At 66.0% G+C, this 17074-nt stretch carries 14 protein-coding genes and 1 pseudogene; 6 read left to right on the plus strand and 9 right to left on the minus strand.

Going from position 1 to position 17074, the window contains the following annotated elements:
* Window positions 1-2: 2 nt before the first annotated feature.
* The 3 genes and pseudogenes from ACVWZM_RS04490 to ACVWZM_RS04500 all read right to left on the minus strand — a co-directional run bounded on the left by ACVWZM_RS04490 (window position 3) and on the right by ACVWZM_RS04500 (window position 4190).
* Window positions 3-1227, minus strand: a pseudogene (locus ACVWZM_RS04490) (ABC transporter substrate-binding protein).
* 671 nt (window positions 1228-1898) lie between these two features.
* Window positions 1899-3494, minus strand: coding sequence for an MDR family MFS transporter (locus tag ACVWZM_RS04495; protein WP_057020200.1), 1596 nt, complete (start codon window positions 3492-3494; stop codon window positions 1899-1901).
* A gap of 159 nt (window positions 3495-3653) precedes the next feature.
* Window positions 3654-4190: a YcgN family cysteine cluster protein gene (locus ACVWZM_RS04500; RefSeq protein WP_057020199.1), complete on the minus strand. Its 537-nt coding sequence runs from the start codon at window positions 4188-4190 to the stop codon at window positions 3654-3656.
* 288 nt (window positions 4191-4478) lie between these two features.
* Here ACVWZM_RS04500 and ACVWZM_RS04505 point away from each other — a divergent pair, with 288 nt between their 5' ends.
* The 3 genes from ACVWZM_RS04505 to ACVWZM_RS04515 are packed head-to-tail and all read left to right on the plus strand — an operon-like array spanning window position 4479 to window position 7961.
* Complete coding sequence (locus ACVWZM_RS04505; RefSeq protein ID WP_456835267.1) at window positions 4479-6764, plus strand: transglycosylase domain-containing protein; 2286 nt, start codon at window positions 4479-4481, stop codon at window positions 6762-6764.
* A 1-nt stretch (window position 6765) separates the two neighbouring features.
* Complete coding sequence (locus tag ACVWZM_RS04510; RefSeq protein ID WP_456835268.1) at window positions 6766-7344, plus strand: DUF1214 domain-containing protein; 579 nt, start codon at window positions 6766-6768, stop codon at window positions 7342-7344.
* Window positions 7341-7961 carry a DUF1254 domain-containing protein gene (locus tag ACVWZM_RS04515; RefSeq protein WP_057020197.1) on the plus strand — a complete coding sequence of 207 codons (621 nt, stop codon included), beginning with the start codon at window positions 7341-7343 and terminating at the stop codon, window positions 7959-7961. The genes ACVWZM_RS04510 and ACVWZM_RS04515 overlap by 4 nt, the downstream gene beginning before the upstream one ends.
* Here the strand turns inward: ACVWZM_RS04515 and ACVWZM_RS04520 are convergent.
* Entirely contained in the window at window positions 7958-8800 is an 843-nt protein-coding gene (locus tag ACVWZM_RS04520) for an MBL fold metallo-hydrolase (protein WP_456835269.1), read from the minus strand. The genes ACVWZM_RS04515 and ACVWZM_RS04520 overlap by 4 nt on opposite strands.
* A gap of 91 nt (window positions 8801-8891) precedes the next feature.
* Between ACVWZM_RS04520 and ACVWZM_RS04525 the strand changes: the two genes are divergently transcribed.
* Entirely contained in the window at window positions 8892-9752 is an 861-nt protein-coding gene (locus ACVWZM_RS04525; RefSeq protein ID WP_316394526.1) for a LysR family transcriptional regulator, read from the plus strand.
* Window position 9753: 1 nt separating this feature from the next.
* Here the strand turns inward: ACVWZM_RS04525 and ACVWZM_RS04530 are convergent, their stop codons facing one another.
* Window positions 9754-10521: a hypothetical protein gene (locus ACVWZM_RS04530; protein WP_038379546.1), complete on the minus strand. Its 768-nt coding sequence runs from the start codon at window positions 10519-10521 to the stop codon at window positions 9754-9756.
* Window positions 10522-10537: 16 nt separating this feature from the next.
* Window positions 10538-10732, minus strand: coding sequence for a hypothetical protein (locus ACVWZM_RS04535; protein WP_026192521.1), 195 nt, complete (start codon window positions 10730-10732; stop codon window positions 10538-10540).
* Window positions 10733-11027: 295 nt separating this feature from the next.
* Between ACVWZM_RS04535 and ACVWZM_RS04540 the strand changes: the two genes are divergently transcribed.
* Window positions 11028-11960 (plus strand): DUF2336 domain-containing protein, encoded by a 933-nt coding sequence (locus tag ACVWZM_RS04540; RefSeq protein ID WP_143271184.1) that lies wholly within the window; start codon window positions 11028-11030, stop codon window positions 11958-11960.
* Here ACVWZM_RS04540 and ACVWZM_RS04545 read toward each other — a convergent pair.
* On the minus strand, window positions 11957-12301 hold the full coding sequence (locus ACVWZM_RS04545) for a DUF1491 family protein (protein ID WP_456784350.1): 345 nt from the start codon (window positions 12299-12301) through the stop codon (window positions 11957-11959). The genes ACVWZM_RS04540 and ACVWZM_RS04545 overlap by 4 nt on opposite strands.
* 225 nt (window positions 12302-12526) lie before the next feature.
* Here ACVWZM_RS04545 and ACVWZM_RS04550 point away from each other — a divergent pair, with 225 nt between their 5' ends.
* Window positions 12527-14170, plus strand: a complete 1644-nt coding sequence (locus tag ACVWZM_RS04550) for an ankyrin repeat domain-containing protein (protein WP_456835270.1) — start codon at window positions 12527-12529, stop codon at window positions 14168-14170.
* A 120-nt stretch (window positions 14171-14290) separates the two neighbouring features.
* Here ACVWZM_RS04550 and ACVWZM_RS04555 read toward each other — a convergent pair whose 3' ends face one another.
* A complete protein-coding gene (locus tag ACVWZM_RS04555; protein WP_199805192.1) occupies window positions 14291-15031 on the minus strand; it encodes a peptidoglycan-binding domain-containing protein in 741 nt (246 codons plus the stop codon).
* A complete protein-coding gene (locus ACVWZM_RS04560; RefSeq protein ID WP_200844492.1) occupies window positions 15024-16835 on the minus strand; it encodes a PAS domain-containing sensor histidine kinase in 1812 nt (603 codons plus the stop codon). Before ACVWZM_RS04560 ends, ACVWZM_RS04555 begins: the two co-directional genes overlap by 8 nt.
* Between the last annotated feature and the right edge of the window lie 239 nt (window positions 16836-17074).

The raw sequence follows: 17074 nt of genomic DNA on the forward strand, positions 1-17074 counted from the left end.
AGTCAGTTCGTGGTGACCTTGATGAAGCTCGGGAACTTGAGATCGCTTTTGGCGACCTCCTTCGGCCAGACCGCGACCTGCTTGCCGCCCTGCCACTGCAGCATCAGTCCGGTGATCAGGCCCTTGCCGTATTTGATCGAATGGGTGAACGGATCGTCCTTGCCGTAGAACTGGACGCGTCCGATGGTGCCCTTCCCAGTCGGTCTTCTCCAGCGCATCGACCATCTTGTCGGCCTCGACCGAGCCGGCGCGCTTCACCGCATCGGCGATGTAGTAGACCTCGTCATAGGCGGTGTAGCCCGCGTAGGACGGATAGTTGCCGTAGCGCTTCTTGAAGCCTTCCGCGAACGGCACCGACTTCGGCGTCACCGCGACGTTCGGGCCGGACACGCCCTGATACAGCACGCCTTCCGCCGCGTCGTTGGTGTCCTTGCCGAAGGTCTCATTGGTCGCCTGCGAGGAAATGCCGAACATCGGAATCGGCACCTGCTGGTTCTTCCACTGCACCGTCGGCTGCACGCCGACATGCGAGATGCCGGTGATGATCACGTCGGGCTTGGAGCCTTCGACCTTGTTGAAGATCGGCGTGAAGTCGGTGGTGTCGGGCGAGAAACGGATATGGTCGACGACCTTGAGCCCGATCTTCGGCAGGCACTCCTCGTAGCCGACATCGAGCGGCTTGGTCCACGCGGCATCCTCGCTCATGATGACCGCGGTCTTCATGTGCTTCTGATCGACCAGCAGCTCCTTGGCGGCGTCGCAGACCGACAGCGCCAGCGCGGCCGAGGTCAGGTAGCCGTGGAAGGTGTACTTGTTCTTCTCGTAATCGGCGTGGACGCTCTTGCTGATCTCGTTGGAGGCGGCGCCGGGCGTGACGAACGGCGTCTTCAGGCGCGAAGCCCAGGGCTCGAGCGCCAGCACCACTTCGCTGATGTAGCTCGAAATGACGACGTTGACCTTGTCTTCGTTGACCGCGCGCTGGAACGCGCGCACCGAATCCGCCGAGGACGAGTGGTTGTCGTAGCTGACGATCTCGATCTTGCGGCCGTCGATGCCGCCCTTGGCATTGATCTCGTCGGCGGCCAGCTGCGCCGCCTGTGGGATCGATGCACCGGCAATCGCCTGCGCTTCGGCGATCACGCCGATCTTGAGGGTGTCGGCAGCCAGCGCTCCGCTCGGCGCCGCAGCCAACAGGCCCAACATGGCCGCTCCTGCAAGTTTCTGCATCGCGTGCACGGGGAGTCGCAATGTTCTTGTCACCCTGTTTCTCTCCTCTTTTTCTTCGGCTGCTTCGAGCTCTTGGGGCGCGACTATAGCCGCGACAAAATGCGCAGCAAGTGAAACTGCGCGCAGATCGCCATGCAAGGACGGTGACTAAAGTAGTGGGTCGGCGCTCACCAAATGAACAAACATGAGGCAGCGGGGGAATAAAGTGGTGGTGCACCGATCGCTCAGATCGTCATTCCCCGCTGCGCAAATTACGCGGGGCGAGCGAAGCGGAGAGAGCGGAACGAAAAGCACGGCTCGGGCAATTCATGTCGCGAGAACGCGGATTGTTGCCCGCTGGCCGTGCGACAAGCTCAGTGCCGTCCCTGCGAAAGCGCTAGCGTATATACATATCCTCCGCAGTCTTTCCGGAGTCTTCTCAAAGAGTTGGCCGAAAACCGCAGAGAGCTTACTCATCTGCACTAGGGTTGCGCCCGCCGATTTCGGCTCTCGCCTAGTAGCTAACCCCTTGATGATGAGTCGGTTTTCTAGCCTCGAAGAGATGTGTAAATGCCCTAGTGCGAAAGCGGGGACCCACAACCACGGATGCTCATTGTTACGCGATTTGGAACGACGAGTCCGATTCACAACATCCGCCGCGGCGACGACAGCGGTGTATGAGTCGACTGCCTCTACTCCGCCATCTCCGCCGGCGGGCGGGCGGCGGGACCAGCGAGCGGGCGCTCTTCCATCGTGATCATGCAGATCGAGGCGGTGGTCAGCAGCACGGCGGCGGCGCCGAACACGTAGCGGAACGCATGGATCATGTCGGCCATCGGGATCGCGCTGACGGTGCCGGCGGAGGCGGCATGATGCTCGCCGGCGAGCGAGATGTCGGTCCCCAGCGTCATCAGCAGGATGGTAGTGAAGGCGGCGACCGTGAAGGAGGCCATCATCGCGCGGAAGAAGTTCATCGCGCCGGTCACGGTACCGACCTGCGGCCGCGCCACCGCGTTCTGCAACGACACCACGCTGATCGGGAATGTGGTGCCGAGGCCGAGCGCGAACACGCTCATCAACAGCAATAATCCCCACAGCGGCAGCGTCGTCACCGCCATGCCGACGGCACAGATCGCGGCCACCGAGGTGCCGACGATGGCGACGCGCTTGTAGTGCTTGGCCTTCGCCATGGTCCGGCCGGCGATCGCCGCACCGAAGGTCGAGATCGCCGCGAGCGGGATCAGCGCGAGGCCGGCCTCGCTGGCGGTGAGATGATAGACCACCTCGTAATAGAGCGGCAGATGCACGGTGAGGCCGACCATGGCGCCGAGCGCACAGCCGCCCGCCCCCATCGCGAACGGCACCACCGAGCCGCCGAGCAGCGACAGCGGCAGGAACGGCTCGTCGGCGCGGCGCGCGTGCCAGACGAAGGCGCCGGCGAGCGCGATCGAGGCGCCCACCATCGCGGTGATGGTCGGCGACAGCCAGGACAGACGGGTGCCGCCCCAGGTCAGCACCAGCATCAACACGACGGCCGAGGCCATCAGCAGGATGCCGCCGAGCCAGTCGACCTTGCGCTTGCGGTGGAACACCGGGATCTTGCCCATCTTCGGCAACAGCAGCGCCAGCGCCGCCGCCGCGAGCGGCAGATTGATCCAGAAGATCATCGACCAGTGCAGATGCTCGGCGAACACGCCGCCGACCACCGGGCCGAGAATGCCGCCGGCCATCCAGACGCTGGAGAAATAGGCCTGATAGCGGCCGCGCTCGCGCGGGCTCACCACGTCGGAGATCACGGTCTGGACTACCGGCATGATGCCGCCGCCGCCGAGCCCCTGCAGGCCGCGGGCAACGATCAGCATCGTCATGCTGGGCGCGATCGCGCACAGCACCGAGCCGACCACGAACAGGCTGAGCGAGGTGATGATCATGACGCGGCGGCCATAGATGTCGCTCAGCGTGCCGAACACCGGCGCCACCGCTGTCGAGGCCAAGAGATAGGCCGTGATCACCCAGGACAGATTGGTGACGTCGTGAAACTGGCGCCCGATCGTCGGCAGCGCGGTCGCGACGATGGTCTGGTCGAGCGCGGCCAGGAACATCGTCAGCATCAGGCTGATGACGATGGTGCGGACCTCGTCCGGATTGAGTGGTGCCGGCGGCGCCAGCGGCGGCGCTTCGCTGAGTTCGATCACCTCGCTCGGAAGGCGGGACAGCTCTTCGGCAATGTCGTCGGGCAATGTCTCTTGGTCGGCAGGAATCCGGCTCTGCCGTTCATACTTGTTCATTTGAGGCGTAATGCTGCTGCGCGGGCGCGTCCCGCGATGGAATCATTCTCTGCTTCGCAATTTATGCAGCAATTGAATGCTGAGGCAGGCACCCCAGCGCATGGGTGCATCCCGCCGCGATGTTCTCGCGGTGACGTGATCGCGGACGCGGCGACGACGTCACGCTTTGGTCGTCTTGCCCAGCGTTTTCGGCCGCTTCTTCAATTGTGCCCGTTTCGGCAGCAGCGCCGGCCATCGCACGATATGATCCTCGAGATCGGCGTCGTTGACATCGAGCTCGGTGCCCTCCACCCGCCCGCGCACCGAGACGCCGGCTTCATGGACGGTGTTGGGATCGCCCGAGATCAGGGGATGCCACCAATAGAGGTCCCGCCCCTCGGCCACCAGCCGGTAGCCGCAGCTCGGCGGCAGCCAGTTCAGCGTCCGGACGTTTTCGGGTGTCAGACGGACGCAATCCGGAACCTGGTCGGAACGGTTCGGGTAGTCCTTGCAGGTGCAGAGGCCGGAATCGAGCAGCTTGCAGGAGATATGGGTGAAATAGATCTTGCCGGTGTCCTCGTCCTCGAGCTTCTCCAGGCAGCACCGTGCGCAGCCGTCACACAGGCTCTCCCATTCGGCGTTGGACATCTCTTCCAACGTCTTGGTTTTCCAGAAGAATCCCTCCTGGTCCGACGGGCGCTTGGGCGATGCGGTCATGATATCCCTGAAATGGCGGTGCAACTCTTCTTGGGATGCCGGCAACGCTTGCGCAAGGGGGTGGTATTGCGGGGTCGAAAAAGCCGGTGGGCAGCGTTAGGGCTCCCATTAAATTCACAAGCCGCGCCATTGGTTTATGGCAGCCGCTCGGATAGAACAACGAACGAGTCCCCATCGACGCAAAAGCGCCTTGGGATTGCCGCAACATCGAAGCAAGACGCTGCCCTGTGCCCGGTTTGGGCGCCCACAGCGCAGTCGAACTGATCAAGGGTCCGGTCCTTTCAGATCATGCCGTCCCATTGGAAACAGAGGGTCCGGAACTTCTTCCTGGACCTCGATGCGCGTATCGACTCGACGCTGTTCTCGTCGGGCAAGGGCCTGCGCGAGCTCTACGAGCGCTATTCCACCTTCATGGACCGCTTCTATGTCGGCCGCTGGAAGCGCTGGGTGTTCATCGAGCCGCTGTCGGAGGCCGCAACCCTTGGGCTCGGCGGCATGATCCTGATGCTGACGCTCGCGATCCCCGCCTTCCGCGAGACCGCCGACGAGGACTGGCTGAAGAAGTCCGACCTCGCGGTGACGTTCCTCGACCGCTACGGCAACCCGATCGGCAGCCGCGGCATCAAGCACAATGACTCGATCCCGCTGGAAGATTTTCCGGACAATCTGATCAAGGCGACGCTCGCGACCGAGGACCGCCGCTTCTACGACCATTTCGGCATCGACGTGCCGGGCCTTGCCCGCGCGCTGGTCACCAACGCGCAGGCCGGCGGCGTCCGCCAGGGCGGTTCGTCGATCACCCAGCAGCTCGCCAAGAACCTGTTCCTGAACAACGAGCGCACCATCGAGCGCAAGGTGAAGGAAGCCTTCCTCGCGATCTGGCTGGAGACGCGGCTCACCAAGAACGAGATCCTGAAGCTCTATCTCGACCGCGCCTATATGGGCGGCGGCACCTTCGGCGTCGACGGCGCGGCGCATTTCTATTTCAACAAGTCGGTGCGCGACGTGAATCTCGCGGAGGCCGCGATGCTCGCCGGCCTGTTCAAGGCGCCGACCAAATACGCCCCGCACATCAACCTGCCCGCGGCCCGCGCCCGCGCCAATGTCGTGCTCGACAACCTCGTCGATGCCGGCTTCATGACCGAGGGCCAGGTGTTCGGCGCCCGCCGCAATCCGGCGGTCGCGGTCGACCGGCGCGACGAGAACTCGCCGAACTACTATCTCGACTACGCCTTCGACGAGATGCGCAAGCTGGTCGACACCTTCCCGAAATCCTACACCGAGCGCGTCTTCGTGGTCCGCACCGCGATCGACATGAACGTGCAGAAGGCGGCCGAGGAAGCGATCGAGAACCAGCTGCGACAGTTCGGGCGCGACTATCACGCGACGCAGGCCGCGACCGTGGTGTCCGATCTCGACGGCGGCATCCGCGCCATGGTCGGCGGACGCGACTACGGTGCGAGCCAGTTCAACCGCGCCACCGACGCCTATCGCCAGCCGGGCTCGTCGTTCAAACCCTATGTCTACACCACGGCGCTGCTGAACGGCTTCACGCCGAACTCGAAGATCGTCGACGGCCCGGTCTGCATCGGCAACTGGTGCCCGCAAAACTATGGCCATTCCTATTCGGGTCAGGTCACGCTGACGCAGGCGATCACCCGCTCGATCAACGTGGTGCCGGTCAAGCTCTCGATCATGATGGGCGGCAAGGAAGGGCCGAAGGCGGGCCGCGCCAAGATCGTCGAAGTCGCGCGGCGCTTCGGCCTCAAGGCGCCGCTGCCCGATACGCCATCGCTGCCGATCGGCTCCGACGAAGTCACGGTGCTGGAGCACGCGGTCGCCTATGCGACCTTCCCGAACCGCGGCAAGGCAGTGACGCCGCATTCGGTGCTCGAGGTGCGCACCGGCGCCGGCGACCTGGTCTGGCGCTGGGACCGCGACGGCCCGAAACCGCGGCAAGCGATTCCGCCGAACATCGCCGCCGATATGGCGGGCATGATGAGCCACGTGGTCAGCGAAGGCACCGCGCGCCGCGCCGCGCTCGACGGCATTCCGACCGCCGGCAAGACCGGCACCACCAACGCCTATCGCGACGCCTGGTTCGTCGGCTATACCGGCAACTTCACCTGCGCGGTCTGGTACGGCAATGACGACTATTCGCCGACCAACCGCATGACCGGCGGTTCGCTGCCGGCGCAGACCTGGCACGACATCATGGTCGCGGCGCATCAGGGCGTGGAGGTCAAGGAGCTCGTCGGCGTCGGCATGGGCCAGAAGCTGCCGCCGCAGCCGGCGCAGGCCAATGCCCAGGCCAACGCGGCGCCGCGCGTATTGGAGACCAAGCCGGGCCCGCCGCCGGTCTTGACCAAGCGCGGCGCGGATATCCTGGTGCGGGTCGAGAAGCTGCTCGACGACGCGGCCAGGACGGCTGAGAAGACCACCGGCAAGACCACGCTGAACGAGTCCTCGAAGACCGGCAAGGCCGAGTCCTCGAGCGCGCTGGCGTTCCCCGAAAACTACGTTGCCGCGGCCGGGCCGGACGGCGCGACACCGGCACCGCCACGCAAGAACTGACGTGCGGCTCCTCCTCACCACTTTGCTGGCACTCGTCATCGCCACCGCCGTCGGCCTCGGCCTGACCTACGCGACGGCGACCCGCGGCACCGATCTCGGCACGCTGAAGATCGGTGCCTGGACCGCGCGGCCGAAGAGCGGCACCTCCGATGTCGATCCCTACTCGCGCGCCACCATCGCGCGCAGCGGCGAGCTGCCGATCGGCACCGGCGACGGCATCGCGTTCTCGGCGACCACAGACGACAAGAACAAGCCGCTCGACGGCCGCTGCGACATCGTGGTCAGCGGCGTGACACCGGCGGCGCGGTTCTGGACGCTGACACTGTTCGACCGCAAGGGGCACCTGGTCGCCAACTCGCTGCAGCGCTACGGCTTCACCAGCCAGGAGATCATGCGCGCCTCCGACGGCACGTTCGAGATCCACATCGCCTCGCGCTCGCGCGCCGGCAACTGGCTGCCGACCGGCGGCATCGAGCGCTACGCGCTGATGCTGCGGCTCTACGACACGCCGGTCGGGGTCGCGACCCGCACCCAGCGCGACGCGCCAATGCCGTCGATCACAACGACGGGCTGCCCATGATCCGCGTGCTGCTCACCATCCTCGCAGGCGTGCTGCTCGGCGGCGTGGTGCATCTCGTCAGCGTGCTGGCGCTGCCGCGCATCGCCTCGCAGGACGCCTATTCGCGACTGACGCCGATGACCAAGCTCAACGAGGTGACGCAGCTGCCGCTGGCCGACCCGAGCCATTCGCCGATGCCGCTGATGGATCCGGCCTTCGCGGTGGCGATCTGCCGCTACGATCTCTCGACCGGGCCGCTCAAGCTCACCGTGCCGGTCAGCCAGGCCTATACGTCGGTGTCGTTCTACACCCGCAACGAGGTCGCCTATTACGCGATCAACGACCGCTCGGCCGGCAAGAAGGTGATCGAGCTCGACCTGATGACGGAAGCGCAGCACAACGAGCTGCCGGAGGACGAGGAAATCACCGCTGCCGACCGGCTGATCATCGACTCGCCGACCTCAACCGGCCTGATCCTCCTGAAGGCGCTGGCGCCGGAGCCCGGCCTGATGCCGCAGGCGCAGGCCTCGCTCGCCGCCTCCTCCTGCAAGGTGCAGACCGAGCCGGTCGCGGCCAAGCAGGAGGCGCCGCCGCCGCTGCCTGTGCCGGCCCCGCCGCCTGCGGCACGCAAGCGCTAGCTCGCGGCGAGCGCGTGCCGGCCGCAGCGGCAGGTCTCGTAGTCGACGGGATCGTGGCTGTTGACGATCGTCACATCAGCGCCATGCGCCGCCTTCAATTGCCGCAGCCGCTCCTGGTTCTGGATGCGCATCGCGCGATCCATGTCCGCCCGGCGCTGGAACATGCCGAGCACCAGCGGGATCCGCGGCCTGGCATCGAGCTGCGCATGGTGGAAATAGGCGTCGCCGGCGTGCAGCAGCCAGCTGTCCTTGTCGCGCACCGCGATCCCGCAATGGCCGAGCGTGTGGCCCGGCAACGGGATCATCAGGATATCAGGCTCGCGGTCGCCGAGCGCGCGCACGCCCTTGAAGCCGAACCAGTCCTCGCCGCCGGCACCGTAGAACGCCCAGTCCGGCCCGTGCTGCCACTGCGCCGTGATGTAGCGCCCCTGCGGCGGCGCGACCTGATGCGTCACCGCCATGTCGTACTCCTTCCGATGGACGTGCACCTTGGCCTTCGGAAAGTCCGGCACGCCGCCGGCGTGATCGCGGTCGAGATGCGTCAGCAGCACATGGCGCACATCGTCCGGCGAGAAGCCGAGCGCCTTGACCTGCCGCACCGCCGCCTCGGCCGGATCGAGCCGCGGCGTCGTCTGCCGCACCCATTTGCGTCCAAGCCGCGGTGGGTCGCCGATATCGTCGAGCCCGATTCCCGTGTCGACCAGCACGAGGCCGTCATTGCTCTCGACCAGCAGGCAATGACAGACCATCCGCGCCCGCTGGAAGATGCTGCCGCTGCCGTTCACGAGCCGCTTTCCGATCGGGCACATCGTGCCGGTGTTGAGATGGTGGATGCGCATGACAAGTCCTCCGCTGTAACAGGCGCAGACTTGCCACTCGCATTTCCATAGGTAAAATATTGTCTTTCTATCGATGTGATAGGATGTGCCTATGGATATCCGCGAACTCCGCTACTTCGCCGCAGTCTACCGCGAGCGCAATCTGACCGCCGCGGCGAAGCGCTGCTTCATCTCGCAGCCGTCGATCTCGGCGGCGATCACCAATCTCGAGGCCGAGCTCGGCACCACGCTGTTCATCCGGCACAAGAAGGGCATGGCCCCGACCGCCTCAGCCGCGCAGTTTCACGGCATCGCCCGCAGGATCATCGACGAGGCGGACGCGGCGCGAAACCTCTTCCGCAAGCCCGCGACGCGGCAGGCGCTGACGCTCGGCCTGTTGCGGACGCTCGATCAGACCCGGACCATCGCGCTGCTGAAGCCGCTGACCGGCAATACCGATCTTGCGCTCCGGCTGGTCGGCGCCAGCGAGAAGGCCGACGCGCGGATCGTCGCCAAGACCATGGTCGGCGCCGGCGAGCACTTCATCCCGCTGTGGAGCGAGCGCTATGTCGCGGCATTGCCGCCCTCGCATCCGCTGACGCTGAAGGAGACGCTCCGGACCACCGACTTCGCCGGCGTTCCGATGATCGATCGTTGCCATTGCGAGCAGCAGGAATTCTTCAAGGGTGCCTCACCGCCGCGCAAGCCGGTGGCGATCGCGGAATCCGAGGAATGGGCGATGGCGCTGGTCGCGGCTGGGGTCGGCGTCGCGATCGTCCCCGAGGGCGTGGCGCGCGGCAATCCGGACGTCGCGACGCGCGCGATCGATATCGACGTGACGCGCCAGGTCGGCCTCGCCTACCCCTCGGCCCACCCGCCCTCCGATGCGCTGAAGGCATTCATTGCGAGCTTGCCACGGCAAGCCAACAGTCGCCGGGTCAAATCGACGGCGAAGAAAACGAAGCGTGCCTAGACTAGCCCTTCGTCACCACGGCCTGGCCCGTCACCGGCGCGGAGATGAGCGGCGCATTGGCGGTGAGCCGGGCGAGTTCGTTGATCTGGCGCTCGGCGTCGGCCGCCATGCCGTCTGGCGCCTGGATCACCAGCCGCTCCAGCGCCCAGCGATAGGACGAGATGCGCCGCTCCAGGGCCTGCTGGACCCATTGCACGATCAGCGTGTTCTCTTCCATCCGCGCCACCGCATCGGCGCGTTCACGCGGCGACACATCGGCGATCATGTGGAGGCTGGCATTGCGCTTGCGATCGAGCTCGATCACCTGGATCGCGGTGGCGAAGAACGGCTCGAAGCGGGTGATGTCGTCGCGCACCTCGTCGATCAGCAGCGAATAGCGCGAGGCGAACGAGCGATGCGGCTCGTCGATCAAATTGCGGCCATAGGCGGTGCGATCGAACACGACCCTCTGCCGCCACGGCGAAGGCAGCGGCTGGTAGTCGCCGAATACGCTCTTCCACGCCGGACGCGACAGCGGCGGCTCGATGAACTGATAGGCGAGGTCGCGCAGCTGACGTTCGTGTTCGGTGAGCTGGAATTGCGAGGCGTTCTTGCCGATGCTGCCGGTCGCCTCGGCACCGATCCAGCGATGCATATCGTCGTTGCGGAAATCGGCGCGGGTGCGGCCGAAATCGCCGCCGCTGCAGCCGGCGAGCGCCGAGCCTGCCAGCAGCAGGATCAGCGCCGGGAGTGACCGCCGCGCGACGGTCCGCTGCACAAGCTCCGGCATTGCCCGATGTCCGCGATCAGGAGCGGCGTCGGCGACGGCGGCCCTGCGCAGTGCCCTGCTCCGGTCCGCGACCACCGCCGGTCTCCTCCGTCGTTCGCTCGATCCGGACGACGGGAAGGATCAGTACGGTCCCCATGCCTTCGCCGGCAGCACCGGCCATGCCCGGCCGCCGTGCAGCCGCATCCGCCGGAAACTCAACGATGGTGCCCATGTTCCGTTCTCTCTGGCCCCGCACGGACATGATTTGCCCCGCGCACGCCGAGTTAAGAACGCGCATGGTTAATGACATCTTAAGCCGCCGGTACGGACGGTTACGGATATGGCGCTGTGCCTTAATAGACACGCGCAAATTCGAGCATTCACCTTCACGGCTTGTTTTCCTTAACTGCCTCTTAAAACAGCCTGCGTAGGCTCGCTGCCACAAGGCTTTCAAACCGAAGTTCACTGGCAAGTCGCGTACGCCCGAGATGAGCGCAGCTCCGCTATTTCCTGGTTTCGATGGGCTGATGACGCTCTCCCGTCGCGAGGGCGTCGACATCCGCCCGACGCTGCTGCGCGTCCTGACCGACCTCTATGTGCAGGCGAGCGCCCACTCCGCCGATGAAGAGCGCCAGTTCGTCGAGTTGACGACGCGCCTGATCGACGAGGTCGACGACGCGACGCGTGCCGCGGTCCGCGCGCGGCTTGCGATCTATCCGGCGACGCCCGCGCGGATCGTGGACAAGCTCGGGCTGCGCCGCGTCGGTCCCGACCAGCCGATGCCGGCGGCCACGCCAATTCCCGCGCCCGCCCCGTCAGCGCTGCCGGCCAAGGTCCCGACCGAAGCCGAGCTGCGGATGGCCGCGAGCCTTGCCATGCGGCCAAACGATGCCGCCGAAATCTCCGACATGTTCTTTGCCGCCAGCACGAGGGAGCGCGCGCAGATCCTGCACAATCTGCAGGAGACGCCGCTGAAGGCCGCGGCGCGGATCCCGGCCGCGCGCGCCGCGCGCGCGATCCATATCCTGGAGATGGCAGCGTTTGCCGAGGACCTCGATAACTTCACGCTCGAACTCGGCGAGGCGCTGATCCTGCCGTCGCGGATCGCCGCGGACGTCGTCAACGATCCCGGCGGCGAGCCGCTCGCCTGCGCGATGCGGGCGCTTGACGTGTCGAGCGCCGCGTTCCAGCGGATCCTGATGTTCCTCAATCCGGAAGCCGGCTCCTCGGTCAACTACGTCTATCGGCTGTCGCGGCTCTACGATCGCCTGAGCGAGCGCTCGGCGTTGGTGATGCTGGCGGCGTGGCGCGGCTCGACCATGGCGGTGGCCCGCGCCAGGTATCGCTCGTCGCTCTATGACGATGAGCGTCATCGCGTGCGCGCGACGGCGTCGCAGACGCGCCCCGCGTTGCAGCCCGGCAGCGCGCCCGCCATTCGCAACCAGAAGTCCGGAAGCTAGTTTTTCGCCAGATCAAGAAAGTGCCGCCCGGCACGGTCCTCGGTCTCGACGATCCAGGCATCGGGATCAAAGCGGAGCTCCTTGGTCAAGCGCTCCTCGACAGACGGCTCGGATACCGGCTGTGGTGCCATCGGCACGAACAGCCGCTCGACCGGACGGCTGTCGTCATAGACCGTCTGCGGCGCCGGCGCATACAGCATCGCGTTGCCGTCCATCAACGCCACCTTGACGAACACGGCGCCGGCTTCCTCAGCGCCCTTCTTGCGGACTGCGCCGAACACGCCCTCGGTCTGGCAGCGGCGCAGATACGCCGCGACCCAAATGCTTGTTTTCAATCGCATGCGCCGAGCTATAGGCCAGCGGCGCGGTCACGTCCAATTGTCACAGATGTCGTCACGCCGCGGCGGGTTGACCGAACCAATCGTCACCCATATCCTTGCATCTGCGGTGCAAGCCGCGCCCGGGTCCACGGGAAGGGTTGAACCCACTTGCACCAATTGAGCGGCCAACCAAGCCTTTGTGCAGCCGGTTTTGTGGACCATCGGCGATGATGCACGGAGGTTTCCATGGACCGATCGCCCGGGCGATTGAATCTCGATCATCTGAAGAAGCAGGCCAAGGAGCTCATTCGCCTTTATCGGCGGCAGGCGCCAGAGGCCTACGCGCGTTTCCGGCATGCGCTTCCGGCTGCGGCCGGGCGCAGCGACGCTCAAATCGCCGCGCTCAATCTGCAGCTGCACGATGCGCAGTCCTGCGTGGCGCGCGATCTCGGCTTCGCCTCCTGGCCGGACCTGCGGCGCTATGTCGACGCACAATTGCCGTCCGGTAAAAGCAAGGCCGATCGCGTGCGGCGATGGCTGCAGCTGGTCTATGCCGCGGACGTCGCCGGCACCACCGACCGCGCCAATCCGCGCGTTGCGGCGCGGATGCTCACCGAGGATTCCAGTCTTGTCGCCGACGATCCCTATCTCGCCTGCGCCATCGGTGACGAGGAGACAGTGCAACGCACCGCCAACGACGATCCCACATGGGTCAACCGTGCCGGCGGTCCGTTCAAACTGCCGCCGCTGGTCGCCGTGACGCATTCCAGCCTGCTGCAGATTCCGGAATTTGAAGCGCGGCTGCATCGCTGCGCACGCCTGCTGCTGCAGGCCGGCGCCGATCCCGACCAGCACATCAGCAGCCGCTGGCCGCCCGGAACGCTCGACGCACCCGATGACAGCAATCCGCTGTCAGCGCTGTACGGCGCCGCCGGCCGCAACCACGATCTCGAACTGACCAAACTGTTGCTCGAAGCGGGCGCCAACCCGAACGACAATGAATCGCTCTACCACTCGCTCGAAGGCTCGGTGACGACTGGCCTGCTGCTCGAGCATGGCGCACGGATCGCCGGCACCAACGCGATGTACAAGGTGCTCGATGACGAGAACGTGGCGGCGCTCGACCTGCTGCTGCGGCACGGCGGCAATCCAAACGAACCCGCCGGCAACGCGCCGCTGACCGAATGCGGCTCGCCGTTGCTGTGGGCGATCCGCCGGCGGCGGTCGCGAACCTGCATCGCGATACTGCTCGACGCCGGCGCGGATCCGCGCATCACGACACCAGGCGGGCTCAGCGCCTACAGGTACGCGCTGCAGTTCGGACTGACCGAGGTCGCCGAGTTGCTCCGCGAGCGTACCGGCGACGAGACGCTTGCCGATGATGAGCGGTTCGTCGCGGCGTGCAGCAGCGGTGACGAGAGCGAGGCGCGGCGAATCCAGGCCGGTCGGCCCGATCTTCCAGGTTCACTTTCACCGCGGCAATTGCGGTTGCTCCCGGAGCTCGCCGCGGCAGGCGGCGACGATGCGGTGCGGCTGATGGTCGAGCTCGGCTGGCCGATCACGGTGCGCGGCGGCGATTGGGATGCGTCGGCACTCAATCACGCGGTGTTCCGCGGCAATGCCGGCCTGACGCGATTCCTGCTCGAGCACGGCGCGGAGTGGACCGAGCAGCACGGCTTCGGCGACAACGTGTCCGGCTCCTTGTCATGGGCCTCCTGCAACGAGCCGGTCAGGGGCGGCGACTGGGTGGCCTGCGCGCAGGCCCTGCTCGATCACGGCATGCCGCGCGCTATTCCGGATCGCGACGATCCGGAATGGGTGCTGGTGGCCGGCCGCAGGAAGCTGTTCTCCGACGAGGTCAGGGACGTTCTGCTGGGCGACGCGCCTTAACTCGTCATGGCCGGGCTTGTCCCGGCCACCCACGTCTTGGCTGCAACAAGTCTCAAAGACGTCAATGCCCGGGACAAGCCCGGGCATGACGAATACATATTCAATGCCTTCGCAGAGAGACTACTCGATCGAATGGCCGATCATCGCGCCGAGCTCGCGCACCAGGCGATCGGACATCTGTCCGGTCACCGGCAGCTTGCGGGCGCGCTCGAACTTCGCGATCGCGTGCTGGGTGTCGGCGCCGATCGTGCCGGTCGGCTTGAGCTGGCCGTAGCCATACTCGGTCAGTGTACGCTGGACCGCGGCGATGCGTTTTCCGGCCGGGCTCAGATGCTGTGTCGGAATCGACGCCGGCGGACGAATGACGCTGGACGGCGCGGCGGCCGGGGACGGTGCTGCGGCCGGTGGCGCAGTGGTCGATTTCAGCACCAGATTGGCCATCGGATCGACCGGCTTGGCCTCGACCTTGGGTTCTGCCGGCTTGGCTTCGACGGACCTGGTCTCGGCCGGCTTGGTCTCCACCGGCTTCACGTCGACGGGCTCGGCCGATCGGGCAGCCGCCTCGGCCGGACGCGGGCGCGGTATCGGGCTGGTGGCCGCGGCAACCGGGGCCGGCGGCGGCAGCGTCACAACCGAACCGCCGAACATCGGCGACGGATGACGGCCCGCCTGCAGGAACAGCGCATTGATCAGGATCGCAACGATGGCAGACGTCGCCAGCACGCCGGCGACCAGATCCTTCGGACTGTGCAGCAGCAGGCGCAGGACGAGGCCACGTTCCTCCTCGGCCGCGATGGCCACTGCCTTGGCGCCGCGGCGACGGCGCGGCGTTTCATCGTCATCCAAAGTCTGTCTAGGCACTCTTCTTCACCTGATGGGTTTGCTCTTGTAGTCCGGAACGCAGCGCGGGCTTCAGGGTCGAGACATTGCTGGACGGCTCGACGGCGGCGGGCGGGGTGAACGCCAGCGGCAGCGCGACCGATACAATGGTGCCCTCGCCCACCTTGCTCTCCACATTGATTTCGCCGTGGTGCAGGCCGACCAGCCCCTTCACGATGGAAAGACCAAGACCGGTGCCCTCGTGGCGGCGCTGATAAGTCTTGCCGGCCTGGAAGAACGGATCGCCGATCCGCTTGAGATCATCGGCGGCGATGCCGACGCCAGTGTCCGAGACACGCAGCACCAGCCGCGATCCCTCGACACCGGCCGACACGGTGACCTTGCCGCCGCGCTCGGTGAACTTGATGGCGTTCGAGACCAGATTGAGCACGATCTGCTTGAACGCGCGCGGATCGCCGTTCACGATCGGCAGATCGTCGGGCACGCGGGTGACGAGATCGACGCCGCTCTCGCGCGCCTTCAACGCCACAAGATTGCAGCAATTGAGCAGCGCAGGCCGCGGCGCAAACGGCTCCGGCGAAATCTCGAAATTGCCGGACTCCATCTTCGACATGTCGAGGATGCCGTTGACGACCGACAGCAGATGCTGGCCGGAATCGTTGATCAGCTGCGCGTATTCCTTGCGGCGGGCCACGTCGAGGCCGAGCACGTCTTCCTGCGCGATCATCTCGGAGAAGCCGATGATGGCGTTGAGCGGGGTGCGCAGTTCGTGGCTCATGGTGGCCAGGAAGCGCGTCTTCGACGCATCGGCCTGCTCGGCCACATTGCGCGCCTGTTCGAGCGCCTGCTCCTGCACCTTGCGATCGGTCACGTCGCGGATCACGGCGACGACCTCGGCATCGGCGGCGGCCTGATCGAGCGGGCGGCAGCGCATCTCGGCCCAGATGAATTCGGCGACGGCTTCGCCCCGCGCACCGTCACGGCGCACGCGGAACTCGACGCTGCGGGAGTCACCGCGCGCGGCGTCCGACAGCGCCGTGAGATAGGCCGGGCGATCGGCGACATGAACGCGGTCGAACAGGCCGTGGCCCAACAGCCGCGATGCCGGCACGCCGAGCATGTTCTCGGCCGCGGGCGAAATGAAGCGCACCGCGCCGTTGCGGCTGTGCCGCGACAGCACGTCGCTCATGTTATGCGCGAGCAGGCGGTAGCGCTCTTCCTCGACATAGAGCAGCGCCACGCTGGTGCGCGCCAGCGACTCCGCACCGAAGGCGAGCCCGGCGGCGTAGAAGATCGCCGACACGACGCCGAAGCCGACCAGCGTGCTGTTCGAAGCAACCGCGGGATCGACGACCGGCAGTACATGATAATGGCCGAGCACGCTCAGCAGCGCCGCGCAGATCATCGCCAGCGCGAACGCAAACGCCACCACGCGCCGGGAGGCCGACAGCGCCGCCTCGATCGGAATGACGACGAGCCACACGGCGGCGAACGAGGCGAGGCCGCCGGTCGTCGCCGCGATCATCATCACGAGACCGGCGAGCGCCAGCGACGACAGCACATGCGCGCCTTCATAGCGGCCGGTGCGCGACAGGAACCACGACAGCAGGATCGGCGCGATCAGCCAGGCGAATGCCGCGACCTCGATCGCCGTCGGCGCACCGCGCATCGCAAGAAAGGCAGGGAACGAGGCAAGCGCCGCCAGGCTGCCGAGCAGCCGCGGCGCCATGAAGGCACGATGGCGCGCACGCGTCAGCGCATCATATTGCGCCGACGGATGCAGCAGCGCATCCAGGCAATCGCGGATCAGACTCAAACTACTCACAGCACTCGCGCTTCGGCTCAATCGTCAACACAGACGCGCCGGAACGCCTCCTTCGTGATTGCAGGTCAACGTGTCAGAGCGAACTTAAGCGAACGCTAAGGCTGGGCGGCCTGCCGCCAAACACCGTGCATTGGAGCGGGTTTGACCCGCTATTCACCGGCCATTTGTCGGGGATGGTGAACGGCTGGTTTCCGGATGCGACATTCTATGGTTTCGAAATGGTGGACGGGGCGAATCCT

It is taken from the genome of Bradyrhizobium sp. USDA 4501 (assembly GCF_054062115.1).